Below are 16,735 nucleotides of genomic sequence, written 5' to 3'. Positions count from 1 at the left end.
CAGCATTCACCTCAATTTTAGTATAACACAAAATTAGTTTATAAAACCGCTTTACCTTGAAGTAACTTTAAGGTGTATACTCAACGTAAATTAGAAAGAGGAGAGAATTGTATGTTTGATAAGTTTCAACGTTTTTTAGAAAAGTTTATTGGTCCAATCGCTGAAAGAATGCAAAAAAGTAAGGTCATTCAAGCACTAACTAATGGGATGATGGCTGTTTTACCCGTTTCTTTAGGGGTTGCTTTTATCGCAATTGTAGGGAATTTTCCTATTCCAATTTGGCAAGAATTTTTAACATCCATTGGGTTAGCTCCAATCATTCAAGAAGTCATTGCTATGACCAGTGGCTTGTACGCTGTTTACATTGTTTGTACCATTGCGTATGAAACTGCGAAGATGGAAAAACAAAATCCCATCACTAGTGTTATATTATCTTTGGCATTTTTCTTGATCTTGGTACCACAGTTTACCGTTAAATTAGGTGGAGAAGAAACAATTGTCATTAAAACAGCATCAATTGGGACTGACGGGATTTTTGTAGCTATTCTAGTCGGTTTAGGTGTAACTATGTTATATAGTTATTTAATGAAAAAAGAATTTTTACGAATTAAATTACCTGATTCCGTTCCTACGATGGTGACAGATTCGTTAAGTCCAACCTTTGTAGCCATGATAATTTTTGTGGTAGCTTTATTAGTCAAAGCTATTTTCACATATACTGGTTCGGGGGATGCGATGAGCTTTTTGACCGAGTTAGTGAGTAAACCAATTGCATCATTAGGCCAATCACCAATGACGGTTATTGTAGTCTTTACACTAGCAAATCTATTATGGTTTTTTGGTATTCATCCAAGTCCAATTATTAATATTTTCTTTGCTGTGATGGCGCCAGTCTTTTTAGCTAATATTAATGCATTTATTGCTGGTCAAGCGTTGCCTTATCCAGAAATTATGTTTTTCTCTAGTATTATTATGGTTGGCGGAACTGGGAATACGATTGGTTTAGCCTTTTGTATGTTAAGAGCAAAATCAGAACGATACAAATCCCTTGGTAAATTAGGTGTTGTACCAAGTATTTTCAATATTAATGAGCCATTGATTTTCGGTGTTCCGATTATGCTGAACCCTATTTTCTTTATTCCGTTGGTAAGTTCAACAGCTGTCGGTGGTTTGGTGTTACATTTATTCTATAAAGTTGGTTTCTTAAATTACTATAATCCAACGGTTGAATTACCTTGGGTGACACCACCAGTTGTTGCAGAAACTTTCTATGGCGGCATTCGCTTTGGGTTGGCAATGATTGCTGTGGTAATTGCTCTGACGTTGTTATATTATCCGTTTTTCCGTATGGCTGATGAACGAGCAGTGAAAGAAGAGCAGACCTTAGCGACAGGAGAACAAGAAAATGAGTAGCAGTGAAAAAAAACAATTGAGCAGTATGCCAAATGATTTTTTGTGGGGTGGTGCAATTTCTGCTACTCAAGTAGAAGGTGCCTATAACCGTGACGGAAAAGGCTTGAGTAATTTAGATTTAGCTTTGCGTTGTAAAAAAGGGGAGAAACGTCAAATAACTCAACAAGTGGATGTAAATCAATACTATCCTTCTCATCGAGCGATTGGCTTTTATGAAAGTTATCAAAAAGATATCCAACTGTTCGCTGATATGGGATTTAAAAGTCTTCGATTTTCAATCCAATGGTCACGCATTTTTCCAACTGGAGAAGAGGAACGGCCTAATGAAGCAGGTTTATTATTTTATGAAAAAATTTTGGACGAGCTAGAGCGTCATCGAATCGAACCAATTATAACGATTTCACATTTTGATTTACCAGAAAATTTAGTGACAAAATATGGTTCGTGGAAAAATCGCCAAGTCATTACGTTCTATTTACGCTTTTGTGAAGCGCTATTTCAACGATTCAGTGATCGTGTCCGCTATTGGATTCCGTTTAATGAGATTAATGTTATTACGTATATGCCTTATTTTTCTACTGGGATTCATACGGAAAATTATCAAGAAATTTTCCAAATGGCGCATCATCAGTTAGTAGCAAGTGCAAAAGCGGTTCAATTAGGTCGGAAATATTCAAGTAACTATCGTTTTGCAACAATGCTTATGTATGGCCCGACTTATCCGCACAATTGTCACCCTGAATCTGTTTTTCAAGCAATGATGGATGATGAGGAAACCTATTATTTTGGTGATATTCAGATTCGAGGATATTATTCTCCGTGGGCTAAAAAAATGTTGGAGCAACTGGGTGTCCAACTAGTTATTACAGAAGAAGATGAACAAGACTTACGAGAAGGTGTGGTGGACTTTGTTAGTATAAGTTATTATATGAGTTGGACTACTGCACCAGAAACAGCAGCAGGAAATATGGCAACAGGAGGGAAAAATCCATTTTTAGAGCAATCTGAATGGGGCTGGCAAGTGGATCCACTGGGACTGCGGATTAGTTTAAATCGTTTGTATCAACGATATGAGAAAGAAATTATGATTGTTGAAAATGGCTTAGGAGCAGTTGATCATTGTTCAGAAAATGGTGAAATTTATGATGATTATCGCATTGATTATTTACAACAACATTTGCTGGCAGTGAAACAAGCGATTGTCTTAGATGGTGTGCCAGTAATTGGTTTTACCGTCTGGAGTGCCATCGACTCAATTAGTGCTTCAACTGGAGAAATTGGTAAAAGGTATGGTTTGATTTATGTAGATTTAGATGATGAAGGTCAGGGGACGCTGGCTCGAAAAAAGAAAGCCTCTTTTTACTGGTATCAAAAGATCATTGAGTCCAATGGTGCAGAGTTGTAAGCTCTATTTTCCGGAGTGGTATGATAAAATAACTGAACAACTAAACGCATGAACGAAATAACGTCTCTGACTAAGTACCTGGTCAGAGACGTTGTTTGTGTTTTTATTGATTTAAATCTGTTAGTAGTAGCTCGTTAGAAACAGCAAAAGTAGTAACTTCTGTTAAAGCTGGATCCAAAGTGTATTTTGTAAATGAGGTAGTACTTTCTGGTTGGACATACATGGTTAAATTAGTCACATCATATCCTGACCAATAATGTGTGAAATCAGACAGAGAATTACTTTGACCTAAATGGCCAATCCCCCGAGGAATCATCACTGTTTGGAAGGCGCGATAGAGTTGCATAATCCCTTCAGAGCTATCAAATTCTTGGAGATTGTCAGAATAGTATAACGCACGAATGAAGCGTGACGGCGAAGTGAAGTCTCCTGGGATTCCTAATAGTCCGTAAGAAGTCCCACCTTCAATTGGGTCAAGTGTTGCGCCTGATTTTAAAGTGTAAGGTTCCTTAATAGCATAGTTGCGCATCCCGATATAGTTTCGTGCATTGGTTAAATGATAATTGTATTCTGGGCTGTTTGTGACTACGCCAATCGAATCATAAATGACGAACGCTCCGTTATCTGTTGGTTGCAAAACGATACTATTATTATTTTTATCATTAATGGTCCAGTGTAAGGTGAAATGAACTTCCCCCAATGAATCAAGTTGGAATTTTTGATCTAACAGGCCGATTTTTTCAAAAGCTACTTTTACTTCGTCAACGCTTTCAAAATTACTCAAAATATAAGCAAGTACTTCTTCTGCAATATGAGGTGTTAAACCACGATCTGCTAAACTTTCAGCAGGTGCTGTTGAAGATTCCATTAAATATTGAATATCACCAGATAAGCCGGCTTCGTTGATACCATCTGTGATAGCAAGGCTGACGGTTTTACCATCGTTCGCTGGTTGATCTGTGCCTGACATTGCTAGTCCCATAAAGGCATATTTTGCCGTCCAAGGATTTAGTTGGCTGTTTAGAACTGTACCTTTTGGAAATTGAGCAATTAGAGTAGGGATTTTTGGTGCAATTGGATCTTCGTTGCCAAAAAAGTCAAACGTAAAATCCATCGTACGTCCATAAAAAATATCATTTGTTTTGGAAATAATCTTGATGCCTGTACACATAATAGTTTCCCCCAATTAATGTAAGTTTGTGAAGCCTGTTTACTAGTTAAGCATATCATACTCTAGGAAACAGCGGTGGCTAAATTCCTAAAATATTAGACAATTTTGTCTAAATGAGGTGAAAAAAATTTTTTAGCGATTTCCTTCACAAAACACCTTATTATCTTTCCGAAAATATGATATCTTTAGAATGGAAATTTCATGAAAAGAGGATGCGAATGTTTAAAAAGTACACACAAATGATAAGGGATGAATTTAAAGGGTATAATCAAAAAAAATTGAAAAAAGATTTCTTGGCAGGTTTGACTGTCGCAGCCGTCGCGTTGCCATTAGCGTTAGCGTTTGGGGTCTCTAGCGGCGCCACTGCAGCAGCTGGCATGATCACGGCGATTATCGCTGGAATTGTGATTGGGAGCCTTTCGGGTGGATTTTATCAAATTTCAGGACCAACAGGTGCGATGGCAGCTATTTTAATGTCAATTGCGGCAGTGCATGGCATGCAAGGGATTTTGTTGGCCACCTTTTTGGCGGGGATTTTCTTGCTTTTGGCAGGGATTTTGCGTTTAGGGAGCTTGACTTCTTTTATTCCGTCACCGGTCATTACCGGGTTTACTTCAGGAATTGCTATTATTATTGCGTTGGGGCAGCTTGATAATTTCTTTGGGGTTCGTTCAGAAGGCCACAATTTAATTGAGAAAATCAGCAGTTATCGTTCATTGGGCTTTGATTTAAGTATACCAACGACGGTGATGTCGATTTTAGTGGTGCTTGGATTAGTATTCTTTCCGAAAAAGTGGAATGCGATGATACCAGCTTCATTGGTGATGATTATTTTAGCTACGTTAGCAACAGTGGTTTTTCAACTGCCAGTGGCCACTGTAGGGAAAATTCCGACAAGTATTTTTAGTGATACACGTTTAGAACTTGGTTCGCTTCAATTAAGTGCGTTTCAGGATATTTTGGTGCCTTCAATTAGCATTGCTATGTTAGGTATGATTGAAAGTTTGCTTTGTGGCGCTTCGGCTGGTCGCATGACAGGGAAACCATTAGACAGTAATCAGGAACTAGTGGCACAAGGAATTGGTAACTTAATTTTGCCATTTTTCGGTGGCGTTCCTGCGACAGCAGCGATTGCCCGCACAAGCGTAGTGATTAAATCTGGTGCACAAACACGTTTAGCGGGTATTTTTCATGCAGTCTTTTTATTGTTATCGATGTTGCTTTTATCGCCAGTCATGTCTAAAATTCCCATGCCTGCGTTAGCTGGTGTTTTAGTGGTGACAGCGTGGCGAATGAATGAATGGTCGGTGATTAAAGAATTCTTCCAGAAACGTTTCCACACAGCCTTATGTTTATTCTTTTTAACGATGGTAGCGACCGTTATTTTTGACTTGAGTTTAGCGATTGTTTTAGGGGTCTTAGCTGGTTGCCTGTTTTTCATTGCGAAAAGTGCCGTGATTACGATTAATGTCGAGGAAGTTGATTGGTCAAGAATGGGGCTAGTACCGACCGATTGTACGGAAAATTGGGTGGTGGTTTATTTGAGTGGCCCGTTATTTTTCATGTCTTCTGAACGATTGAAACAAACGTTACTGCAATTGGAAACAAAAAGTGGTGTAGTATTTTCAATGCGAGGAGTTCCTAGCATTGATAGTACGGCGTTAGATATTTTAGAAGAATTTTGTCTTGCAGCAGAAGGTCGTGGACAACAAGTTCAATTTGCCGCTCTGCAACCAGAAGTTGAAAAAATGATTCGAACCATTCAAGGAAATCAAGAGAAAGAATACCATTTCTCAGTCGCAGAATTTTTACAAACGGTGCATGTTGCAGAACAATAATTCATTTTCAAATGAAATGTTCTATTTTCTATTGCGTGCTTAATGGGTGAAGAAATAAGAAAAATAAGTGGGGACTAAAACGAGTTTCTAGAGGAGTTCCTAAAAAATAATAAAGAGAAAACTTCTCAGTATGAAGTTTTCTCTTTATTATTTTTTTAGGTTATTTATTGAATTACTTCTAGCATAACGTCTTTTTGATCATCCGTAACATTGCCTGTGTAGTTAGGAGTGATTAAAGATATCGAACCATTTTTATTGTTGAATAAGTATAAAGTACCCGATCTATTTTGTTCATCGTTTGAAGAAATATTAGTTCCTAAAATTAACTCTGTATTTACTTTAACGGTGCGAATACTGTTATCGCCCGCCGAGAATATTCTAATCTCTTTTGTAGGAATTGTATTTATAGATAGCTCATATTTATTAATGGCTTCTTTCACTTGACCATTTTCAGCCCCAAACAATTTAGTTCGGAAGGTAGCAGTTGGTGTTGAATTTAAGTTTTCTAACGTAATTGAAGTTGGCACATTCATTCCTTTAAAATTAAATACGAGTGGATTGTTTAAACTACTAAGATCGACAGCATAAGGTGTTGCTTCTAAAGAATTTGCTTCTTCGACATTTGTGGATACTTCATTTTTAGACTTTGCCGAAGCCTGAGTGGTACTGGCACTTTCTGAAGTTTCTTTTAGTTTATTATTAGAGCTTGTTTCTGTGCTAGAACTGTAATGATTAGTACTGCTTTTTATTGATGTTGTATGATTGGTAGAATTTTCTTGTTTTTTAGGTTCATTCGCTTTTTGAGAACTACAACCTGTTAAAAAAATAACTAAAATAACACAAAATAATTTTTTCATACTATTCCTCCTATAGACGCTATAACTAATTTTATCTTACTTGTTAATATAACAAAAGAAATAATTATTTTATTTTCACGAATGCTCAAATTGTTTAAATCTGTAGTTTTTATACTTATTTTTGTTGCATTTGCAACAAAAATAAGTTAAAGTAATGACAATCATAAAATATTAGCGAAAGGAAGTGTCCTAGTGACAGATATTTTAAGAGAAATTGGCATGATTGCGCGGGCCTTAGATTCAATCAGTAATATTGAATTTAAGGAATTATCTTTAACACGAGGACAATATCTTTATTTGGTCAGGGTCTGTGAAAATCCTGGAATTATCCAAGAAAAGATCGCCGAACTGATTAAAGTTGATCGAACCACAGCGGCGCGGGCGATTAAGCGTTTGGAAGAACAAGGCTTCATTTATCGTCAAGAAGATGCAAGCAACAAAAAAATTAAGCGGATTTATGCCACAGAAAAAGGGAAAAACGTTTATCCAATCATTGTGCGCGAAAATCAACACTCGAATCAAGTTGCTTTGCAAGGCTTGTCAGAAGTGGAAATTTCACAATTGGCAGAGTACTTAGTCCGGATGCGTAAAAATGTCAGCGAAGATTGGGAATTTGTCAAAAAAGGGAACACTCGAAATTATTAAGGAAAGGACGACTGATCGATGGGAGAAATAAAACAATTAACAATAGAAGATGCACCAGCGTTACAAGAAATCAGCATTGAAACTTATACAGATACTTTTGGACCATATAATACCCCAGAAAATATGCAAGCCTATTTAGTAGAAGCCTACAATTTAGAAAAATTACAAAAGGAATTGGCTAATCCCCACTCTGACTTTTATTTTATCTTTGTCGATAATCAATTAGCTGGCTACATGAAATTAAATCGTGAGACGGCACAAACGGAACCGATGGGGCCAGAAAAGCTCGAGGTTGAGCGATTGTATATTTTGCCTGCGTTTAAAGGAAAGAAGCTGGGGACACAATTGTTAGAACTGGCGGAAGAGAAAGCTCGTGAATTTGGTAAAAACGCACTGTGGCTAGGTGTCTGGGAACACAATGATGCGGCGCGGGCATTTTATAAAACGATTGGCTACCGCTATTATAGTCAACATTCATTTTTTATGGGAGACGATGAACAGACGGATTTTATTTTGTTAAAGGAATTATAGCAAGAAAATTTAGAAACAAAGATTTCTGATAAAATCAGAAATCTTTGTTTATTTTTTGATTAAAATTAAGCATTTTTTTATTTTTAAAATGTTATTTTTAAAAACGTAAAAATTGAAAAAGAAGATTTTGAATCTGTGAAAAGTTGTCGATCTTGTGAGAAAACTCTTTTGTCAGTGTCTTTTTTCAGGATGGGTCTCTTCCTGAAAATCCACTTCATTTTATCTGTTTTGTGTGTATTTGGTTAAAAAATGTTGTGTTGGATTTCATTTAACTGTATAATTTATTTATGTCATTTTTAATAATAAGCGTATTTTAGCATTGGAAAAGAGAATTTGTACATAATATGTGAATAAAAAGATTTGTTTCTTACTTTCTAGAGTGAGAGGACGATATAAAAAAGGTTGCTATTTTTTCGTTCAAAGTGAACAAAGAATCGTTTGTTATTTAGTTGGGGTAACTAATGATTGTTGTTATAAAAAGCGCTTACAATTTGTGTGATGAGAGTAGTACGCATGTTTGTGCAAAAGTGACAAAAAAGAGAAGGCAGGGTGTTTTAATAGAAAAAAATTTTTAATAAAAAGGAGAGTTTGTCGTGGAGAAAAATGTGTCTCAAGTAACAGCTCAAGAAGAAACAGCGCTGAAAGCACGTGGCTACAATGAGGATTTGTTGCCAAGTAGCCCGAAACAACGGACAATGGGCGCGCGCAATTTTTTTACATTATGGATGGGTTCGATTCATAATATCCCGAATTATGCAGCAGTGGGCGGCTTTATTTTCTTAGGTTTATCGCCGCTGCAAGTTATGTTGGCAGTTGTGTTAAGCTCATTCATTGTAGCAACTTTCATGAATTTGAATGGCGTGGCTGGCTCTAAATATGGCATTCCTTTTGCGATGCACTTACAGTCTACTTACGGCAGTCTCGGGGCAAAACTGCCAGGGTTCTTAAGAGGTTGTGTGGCCGCGATTGCTTGGTTTGGTCTGCAAACATTTACAGGATCGCTGGCTTTATTAATTATTCTCGGGAAATTTTGGCCGAACTTTTTAGAAATTGGTGGATCATTCCAGTTTTTTGGTCTCAGGCTACCTGAATTAATGGCGTTTACTCTTTTCTGGCTCTTAAATGTGGCAATAGGTTTCGGTGGTAGCAAAATTTTGAACCGTTTTACCGCCATTTTAAGTCCGTTGATTTATGTCGTTATTATTGGATTAACGATTTGGGCCATTCGAGCTGGGGGCGGTTTAACACCAATTTTGTCTTATCAAGTTTCTGGTGCGATTCGTTCAGTCAATCCACTTGTGGCGTATCTGATTATTTTTAACTCGGTTGTGGCCGTTTGGTCAGCACCTGGTGCGAGTGTGGCGGATTTTACTAAGAATGCGCGCTCGACACGTGCTCAGGTTGTGGGGCAAACAGCAGGTTTAGTTGTTGGTTATGGGATTTTCGCTTTTTCCAGTGTGGTTATTCTGTTAGGTGGTTCGCTGTATTTTGGGATTCAAGAATGGAATATTTTAAACATTATTGATCGTTTAGATAATGTGGCAGTGGTGGTCTTAGCCATGTCGGTTTTCTTATTAACGACTATTTCAACGAATGCAACAGGGAACATCATTCCGGCAGGTTATCAATTGGCGGCGCTGTTTCCTAAAAAAATGACGTATAAAAAAGGCGTCATGATTGCCAGTGTTATTAGCTTTCTCATTATGCCTTGGAAACTGATGGAAAACGCCGATAGTATTTTTATTTTTCTGAACGCAATTGGGGCTGTTTTAGGACCAGTCGCTGGTGTGATGATTGCGAATTATTATTTTGTTCAAAAGCAACAAATTGATTTAAATGCTTTATACGTAGATAAACACAAAAAAGAGGAAGCCAATCCTTTTTACGGATTAAACAAACCGGCGTATGTCGCTACTATTCTGGCGTTGGTTCTTTCCTTAAGTGGTCAATTTATTCCACAGGTTAAAATCATTGCTGATATTTCGTGGTTTGTGGGCTTTACCACAGGTTTTGTGCTGTACTTAGTGTTAAAAAAATGGACTTGGGATTCAAAAAAAGTGAAAGAAACAGCTTATCAGGAGGGAAAATAAATGCAAGCAGAGTTAGTGATTAAAAACGGGTTAGTTATTTTAGAAACTGGAGAAGTCATTACGGATGTCGCCGTTCAAGGAGGAAAAATCGTAGCGATTGGGCAAGACTTGTCAGGAGAACGTGTGATTGATGCGACGGGTTTAGTCGTTAGTCCTGGGATGGTGGATGCTCATGTTCATATTACCGATCCTGGTGGTGGTTACCGCGATGAATGGGAAGGGTATGTCACAGGAACGGCCGCTTGTGCTAAAGGGGGCGTGACGACCTTTATGGAAATGCCTTTAAATCAGATTCCAGCAACTGTGGATAAGACCTCTCTTGAGATCAAATACAAGGCAGGAGAAAATAAACTAAAAGTAGATGTAGGGTCATTTGGCGGCGTGGTCCCGACCAACTTGGCTGGCGGGATTCAGGAACTTGATGAAGGAGGCGTTTCCGGCTATAAATGCTTTTTAGGAACGTGCGGCGATCGTTCAATTGAAGGAGATTTTCAAAATGTCGACGATTATTCACTATATGAAGGAATGAAACAAGTCGCCAAGACTGGCAAAGTGCTAGCAATCCATGCAGAAAATGCGCCAATTACGGATAAATTAGGCGCGTTAGCTTATCAAAATGGTGAAACGACTTTAGCGGCATATGTAGCTACACGTCCTGTGTTTACCGAAGTTGAAGCGATTCAAAAAGCCATTTTATTTGCCAAAGAAACAGGTTGTCGGATTCATATTTGTCATGTGGCTTGTCAAGAAGGCGTGGAAGAAGTTTTGAAAGCCCAAGCAGAAGGGGTAGATGTGACTTGTGAAACATGTACGCATTATTTATATTTTACTACGGATGAACTTGATGCCATTGGTCCATTTGTCAAATGTTCGCCGCCGATTCGTGACGCGGATCAACAAGCCGCCTTATGGAACCACGTGCAAACAGGCGGCATCGCGTTTGTAACCTCTGACCATTCTCCTTGTACGCCAGACTTAAAAGATACAACCAATGCTTTTGAAGCTTGGGGCGGCATTTCTGGTGTTCAAAATAACGTCGATGTGTTATTCGATGAAGCCGTCCAAAAACGTGGTTTATCCTTGAAACAATTCGCGGATATGATTGCAGCAAACCCAGCTGACCGTTATCACTTAGCGCAAAAAGGCCGCATCAGCATTGGTAAGGATGCCGATTTTGTACTAATTAAACCTAATGCGCCGTATATCTTAAAAGCAGAAGATTTAGAATACCGAAATAAAATTAGTCCTTACATTGGTCGTGAAATTGGGGCCCAAGTGATTCAAACAATTTTAAGAGGCGAAACAATTTACGCACAAGAAACTGGAGTAACCGAGGCGTTTAACGGCGTATTTATCAAAAATTAAACACTTATTTTAGAAATGTAAAGGGACAGAAGCGTGATTGAATTAGCACCTCTGTCCACGAGTTAGAGGATGTTCATTGGCTATTTTGCACAAAAAAAGGCTTAATTTTGTTTGATGAGTACAATGAAGATAGCTAGGGAAACGTTTACAATCAGAGTGTAATCAGTCAGGAGGTTTTGTGATGGACTTGGAAAAAGTTTTAAAACAAAGAATCGAAGAGTTGTCAGCAATTGGGAGTGATCCTGCAGGAGGGATGACACGCTTACTTTATACAGATTCGTGGTTGGCAGCACAAAAGTATGTGCAAAGCCAAACTGAGGCGTTTGGACTGGAAACGCAATTTGACGAAGTCGGGAATCTGTTTTGTCGAGTGGCAGGAACGGAATTTCCTCAGGAAACGATTTTAACTGGGTCACATATCGACACAGTAGTTAATGGTGGGACCTTAGATGGTCAATATGGTGTTATTGCTTCCATGACGGCTGTTCAATATTTATTAGACAAATATGGGAAACCACGGCGTTCTCTAGAAGTGCTTTCCATGGCTGAAGAAGAAGGGAGTCGTTTTCCAACGGTTTTCTGGGGAAGCAAAAATGTCGTTGGTGAAGCCAAACGTGAAGAAGTAGTCGACATCTCTGACAACGAAGGCAAAAAGTTTGTTGATGAGATGCATCGCCAAGGCTTTGATTTTCGGCAGGAGCAAACAAGACGTGAGGACATTGAAGCATTTGTCGAAATTCATATTGAACAAGGCAATATTTTAGAGAACGAAAAGCTCCAAGTCGGTGTTGTTCATAGTATTGTAGGGCAACGTCGCTACACGGTTACCTTAAAAGGGCAAGCCAATCATGCAGGCACTACGCCAATGAGTTACCGTCATGATGCGGTATATGGCTTTGCTAAAATTTGTGCAGAAGCCATTGATCATGCAAACGAAATTGGGGATCCGTTAGTTTTAACATTCGGCAAAGTCATTCCGAAACCCAATACAGTCAACGTGGTGCCTGGAGAAGTGGAATTTACAATTGACTGCCGTCATACCGACGCTGCTTTTTTACGACATTTTACAGGTGAATTAGAAGAACGGATGAAGACAATTGCTCAAGAATTAGGCTTGACGATTGCAATTGACCGCTGGATGGATGAAGCCCCTGTACCGATGAATCAAGCAATTGTAGAAGTTATTGAACAAAAAGCCAAAGAAGGCAAGTATCAGTATCGTATGATGCATAGTGGTGCTGGGCATGATTCGCAAATTATTGCGCCCCATTACCCGACAGCGATGATATTTGTGCCAAGTATTGGTGGGATTAGTCATAATCCAGCAGAAGCAACGGCATTTCCAGATTTGGTTGAAGGCGTCAAGCTTTTAGCAGATACCTTATATGAATTAGCGTATAAATAAGATAGAAAAGGAAGAATTGTGATGGGTTATAAAAATAATCGAGTTGGTTACCAAAAAGAATTGTTAACATCAAGAGCTGTGATAAAAAAAGACAATTACGCCATTATTCCCCATGATGGTTTGGTGCAAAATGCAGTACCTGGTTTTGAAAATGTCGATATTTCCATTTTGGGATCACCTAAATTAGGTGCGACATTTGTGGATTACATTGCTACGTTTCATAAAAATGGTCAACAAACAACTGGTTTTGGTGGCGACGGGATTCAAACGTTGGTTTATGTCATTGACGGTCGTTTGCGCGTTTCAGATGGTCAAGAAACCCATGAGCTTGAAGCCGGGGGCTACGCCTACTTTACGCCTGAAATGAAAATGTATTTAGCGAACGCACAGGAAGCGGACACAGAAGTTTTCTTATATAAAAAACGCTATCAGCCGTTGGCGGGCCATCAACCTTATAAAGTGGTTGGGTCAATTCATGACCAACACCCCGAAGAATATGAAGGAATGACAGACGTTTTACTTTGGAGTTTATTGCCGAAAGAGTTTGACTTTGATATGAATATGCATATCTTATCTTTTGAACCAGGCGCTAGTCATGCCTATATTGAAACGCATGTCCAAGAGCATGGTGCGTATTTAATTAGTGGCCAAGGGATGTACAATTTGGACAATGAATGGTATCCAGTGGAAAAAGGGGACTATATTTTCATGAGTGCCTATGTGCCACAAGCAGCCTATGCGGTTGGCCGTAAAGAACCGCTAATGTACGTTTATTCCAAAGATGCCAATCGTGAACCAGAATTATAACGAAAAGCCGAATGTAAAGTAATGACCTCGGAACAATAGGATTTGAACACGCAGTGGTGAACGGTAGAGTCCTTTTTCTTGGTAGACGTTACTTTTATTCGGCTATTTTCCTGTTAATTATTTTTCTGAAAGCTCTAGCGCTACCCGTAAGAGTAAACTCGTCTCAGGCTCTTGAATAGAGGTGTCTAATAATTTTTCACATTGATTCATGCGATATTTAATGGTGTTTCTGTGAAGGTAAAGAGCGTTGGCCGTTTTAGTAATTTCGCAATTGAAATCTAAAAAAACTTTCAAGGTTTTTCGTAATTCTTGTAACGTCGGTTCCGTCGGATAGGCCAACTCTTTCAATTGTTGCTGGCAAAAGTATTCAACATCTTCAGTGCCAATCTTTTCAAAAAGTCCAGCTAGGCCTTTGGGATGGAACAATTGCACAGTTGCTTGTTTTTGAGCGTGTAAAGAAGCCTCTAATGTCGAGGAAGCTTCAATATAAGAATTAGGCAAATCTTCTAGGTTTTCATAAGCATTGCCTAAAGCAAAGCGAATGGTAATAGGCAAAGCCTGTTGCAAACGTTCAGCGAGGTTTTGCAAAATCATCAAATGGTCATTTTTCTTAGATTGAAAAATCAAGATACTTTTATTTTGATTTTTTAATTTAAACAAGGCGACATCTGGCAGGATTTCCGGCAATTGTTCTTTGAGCCATTGGAAAATTAGTTGCCCTTCCGCTTGCTGATAACGAATATGGGTTTCATTTTCTGGTTTAGTCACGCCGTAGACAATCGCTAATTGATAATAATCACTGTTGATTAAACGATAATTTTTCCAAAGTTCCAACCAATTTTGATGTTTACTCAGTGCTTCTTGATGTGTATCAAGCAAGCGGTCCAAAAAGTCTGTTTTGAGATGCTCAAAAGATTCAGCAATTTTCTGGTTTTTAAATAACATAAAAGTCAAAACTAAAATGGCCTGATCAATGGCAAATTCAGAAATAGGATAAGGAATCTGTTCAGGAGATAAGACCAATAAATAATAGGGAAAATAATCGTTCACACGAATTGGAAAGCCAGCTACTTGAATGTTTTCTTGTCGCTCATCCTGTAAACGAAAGATTTTCTTTTCTTGTGCCAATTGTTGAAAGTGGTCTTTTGATAATTGTTTGATAAAAAACTCCGCCGATTTTTGATTGCCATAAAAATAATTCGAGTGGGCAATCACCTGTTGCCAAGGACTTAATAAAATAATTGGCGCATTTAAAATTTTCGCAAATTCAGCGATGAAGCGCGTAGCATCAACATCTTGCATTAATAATGTTGAAAAACGCTTTTGTATGTCAAATGCTACAGACATCTGTTCGGTTTTGCTATCACGAAGATAGCCTACAATTTCATGCAACAACCCGCCTAGTGGCTGTGTGCTAGGAATTTTAATCAGGGGCAAATCAACGGCACTGGCATAGGCAACAATTTCTGGTGAAATTTCGTCAAGGAACCGCCCAACTTTGATTCCTAAAGCCGTACACTCTGCTTGTTTTAGCGAGTCAATAAAAGGTTTCAATTTTTCTTGATCATCTTTATAAATCATTGCCGTTGTTAAAATCATGACATTTTTAGGGATAAAATCAGCCACATCAGGTGTTTCCGTGATTTCTACACTTTCCAAGGGCTGTGTTAAGTTTGAGTGAGACGATAATAATTGTAAGTCAGAAAATCTTGGTAAAGCCAAGACCTCAGCTAATATTTTCATCACAACAACCTCCTTTTTTTATAGTATAGCGAAGAATAAAAAGGAGTACAAAAGATAGTTATTGAATATGTCTAAAAAACAAAGTCAAAATAGTGCAAATTGAACAATGAATTTCTGGGTTTTTCCAAAGATAATAAAAGAGAAGAATTAAAAATGAAGTGAGGGATTACTATGTATCAACAACCAAATTTTGTACGGCGAACAATCATGACGCCGGGACCAGTCGAAGCCCATCCATCGGTACTTCGTCAAATGGGTCAACCAATTTTAGGGCAATTTGATCCAGAATTTCTACAGATTATGAACGAAGTTCGGGAAATGATTAAAGTACCTTTTGCCACAAAGAATCAACAAGCCTTTGCCATTGATGGCACGTCACGTTCAGGCTTAGAAGCGGGGTTATTTGCATTGATTGAGCCAGGTGACAAAGTGCTTGTGCCTGCGTATGGCCGGTTTGCTTATTTATTAGGTGAAATTTGCGAACGCGCCCGGGCCGAAGTCATTTATTTAGAAAAGGACTGGCTCGCACCGTTTGAACAAACAACGGTGATTGAAGCGATTAAAGAACATCAACCAAAAATTGTTGCGATGGTCCACGGCGAAACGGCGAATGCACAAATGCAACCGCTGGATCAAATTGGCGCCTTTTGTCGGGAAAATGAAATTTTCTTCGTAGTAGATATGGTGGCGACTTACGGCGGTGTCGAAACAAAGGTCGATGATTGGAAGATTGATATTGCGGTAGCAGGCACTCAAAAATGTGTCAGTGTACCTTCAGGCCTTTCTTTGATTACTTACAACCAACGTGTGGCCGATTATCTGGCGGGCCGTTACCAAAAAGAGTTAGGACTTGGTGCGGATGCGCGGAATGAACGGTTCATTCAAAGTAACTACTTGGATTTATCGCAATTAGAAAAATATTGGGGACCAGAGCGCTTAAATCACCATACAGAAGCGACTACAATGATTTATGGGCTACATGAAGGGCTGCGCTTGTTACTTCAAGAAGGCATGGAAAATGTCTACGCACGTCATCGGAAAAACGATCGTATTTTAGTTGAAAGTCTGCAAAAAATGGGCTTAGAAATTTTCGGGAATTTAGACACAAAAACACCAACAGTCATTCCTGTGGTCATTCCAGAAGGAATTGATGGTGAAAAAGTGCGGAGCTTATTACTGGATCATTTTAAAGTTGAAATTGCCTCTTCCTTCGGTGATTTAAAAGGAAAAATTTGGCGGGTCGGTAATATGGGTTACAGCAGTCGCGAAGACAATGTGTTGCATTTCTTAAGTGCCTTTGAGACTGTACTGAAACACCAAGGCTATCAATTTGAAGGCGGTAGCGGTAGTACTCATGCATTGGCTGAGTATTTAAACTAAAAAAGAAGGTAGGACAAAGGTCACTACGTAAAAAAGCGTAGTGCTTTTGTTCCTTGTGAAACGTTAACCAAAAAAATGATTGGTG

Annotated in this window: 13 protein-coding genes; 10 read left to right on the top strand and 3 right to left on the bottom strand. The window is 38.6% G+C overall.

Features of this window, described 5'->3' with window-relative positions; translation table 11 throughout:
• Positions 1-111 precede the first annotated feature (111 nt).
• Together IGL86_RS11565 and IGL86_RS11560 are read left to right on the top strand one after the other, a co-directional pair.
• The gene (locus tag IGL86_RS11565; RefSeq protein WP_033625266.1) at positions 112-1,413 is read left to right on the top strand and encodes a PTS sugar transporter subunit IIC; all 1,302 of its coding nucleotides are present in this window, start codon (positions 112-114) and stop codon (positions 1,411-1,413) included.
• The gene (locus tag IGL86_RS11560; RefSeq protein WP_010713756.1) at positions 1,406-2,818 is read left to right on the top strand and encodes a glycoside hydrolase family 1 protein; all 1,413 of its coding nucleotides are present in this window, start codon (positions 1,406-1,408) and stop codon (positions 2,816-2,818) included. The genes IGL86_RS11565 and IGL86_RS11560 overlap by 8 nt, the downstream gene beginning before the upstream one ends.
• A 103-nt stretch (positions 2,819-2,921) precedes the next feature.
• Here the strand turns inward: IGL86_RS11560 and IGL86_RS11555 are convergent, their stop codons facing one another.
• The gene (locus IGL86_RS11555; RefSeq protein ID WP_002367364.1) at positions 2,922-3,989 is read right to left on the bottom strand and encodes a choloylglycine hydrolase family protein; all 1,068 of its coding nucleotides are present in this window, start codon (positions 3,987-3,989) and stop codon (positions 2,922-2,924) included.
• A gap of 176 nt (positions 3,990-4,165) precedes the next feature.
• Between IGL86_RS11555 and IGL86_RS11550 the strand changes: the two genes are divergently transcribed.
• Positions 4,166-5,827: a SulP family inorganic anion transporter gene (locus tag IGL86_RS11550; protein WP_002396652.1), complete on the top strand. Its 1,662-nt coding sequence runs from the start codon at positions 4,166-4,168 to the stop codon at positions 5,825-5,827.
• A 164-nt stretch (positions 5,828-5,991) separates the two neighbouring features.
• Here IGL86_RS11550 and IGL86_RS11545 read toward each other — a convergent pair whose 3' ends face one another.
• Positions 5,992-6,684, bottom strand: coding sequence for a hypothetical protein (locus tag IGL86_RS11545; RefSeq protein ID WP_033625267.1), 693 nt, complete (start codon positions 6,682-6,684; stop codon positions 5,992-5,994).
• Positions 6,685-6,876: 192 nt separating this feature from the next.
• Between IGL86_RS11545 and sylA the strand changes: the two genes are divergently transcribed.
• The 6 genes from sylA to allE all read left to right on the top strand — a co-directional run bounded on the left by sylA (position 6,877) and on the right by allE (position 13,527).
• The gene (sylA, locus tag IGL86_RS11540) at positions 6,877-7,329 is read left to right on the top strand and encodes a transcriptional regulator SylA (protein WP_002383314.1); all 453 of its coding nucleotides are present in this window, start codon (positions 6,877-6,879) and stop codon (positions 7,327-7,329) included.
• A gap of 18 nt (positions 7,330-7,347) precedes the next feature.
• On the top strand, positions 7,348-7,860 hold the full coding sequence (locus tag IGL86_RS11535) for a GNAT family N-acetyltransferase (RefSeq protein ID WP_002399070.1): 513 nt from the start codon (positions 7,348-7,350) through the stop codon (positions 7,858-7,860).
• 593 nt (positions 7,861-8,453) lie between these two features.
• On the top strand, positions 8,454-9,950 hold the full coding sequence (gene allW / locus IGL86_RS11530; protein WP_033625269.1) for an allantoin permease: 1,497 nt from the start codon (positions 8,454-8,456) through the stop codon (positions 9,948-9,950).
• Positions 9,951-11,315, top strand: a complete 1,365-nt coding sequence (gene allB / locus IGL86_RS11525) for an allantoinase AllB (protein WP_033625271.1) — start codon at positions 9,951-9,953, stop codon at positions 11,313-11,315. It begins immediately after the preceding gene.
• A gap of 181 nt (positions 11,316-11,496) precedes the next feature.
• Positions 11,497-12,720: an allantoate deiminase gene (allC, locus tag IGL86_RS11520; protein WP_033625272.1), complete on the top strand. Its 1,224-nt coding sequence runs from the start codon at positions 11,497-11,499 to the stop codon at positions 12,718-12,720.
• 21 nt (positions 12,721-12,741) lie between these two features.
• Positions 12,742-13,527, top strand: a complete 786-nt coding sequence (gene allE, locus IGL86_RS11515; RefSeq protein ID WP_010707068.1) for a (S)-ureidoglycine aminohydrolase — start codon at positions 12,742-12,744, stop codon at positions 13,525-13,527.
• Between the two features lie 117 nt (positions 13,528-13,644).
• Here the strand turns inward: allE and IGL86_RS11510 are convergent, their stop codons facing one another.
• Entirely contained in the window at positions 13,645-15,270 is a 1,626-nt protein-coding gene (locus tag IGL86_RS11510; protein ID WP_033625274.1) for a PucR family transcriptional regulator, read from the bottom strand.
• 171 nt (positions 15,271-15,441) lie between these two features.
• On the opposite strand from IGL86_RS11510, the gene IGL86_RS11505 reads away from it, so the two are divergent.
• Entirely contained in the window at positions 15,442-16,650 is a 1,209-nt protein-coding gene (locus tag IGL86_RS11505; protein WP_033625276.1) for a pyridoxal-phosphate-dependent aminotransferase family protein, read from the top strand.
• Positions 16,651-16,735 lie beyond the last annotated feature (85 nt).

It is taken from the genome of Enterococcus sp. DIV0774 (assembly GCF_050539095.1).
Taxonomy (GTDB): Bacteria; Bacillota; Bacilli; order Lactobacillales; family Enterococcaceae; genus Enterococcus; species Enterococcus faecalis.
This window is presented reverse-complemented; position numbering and strand designations above follow the sequence as displayed.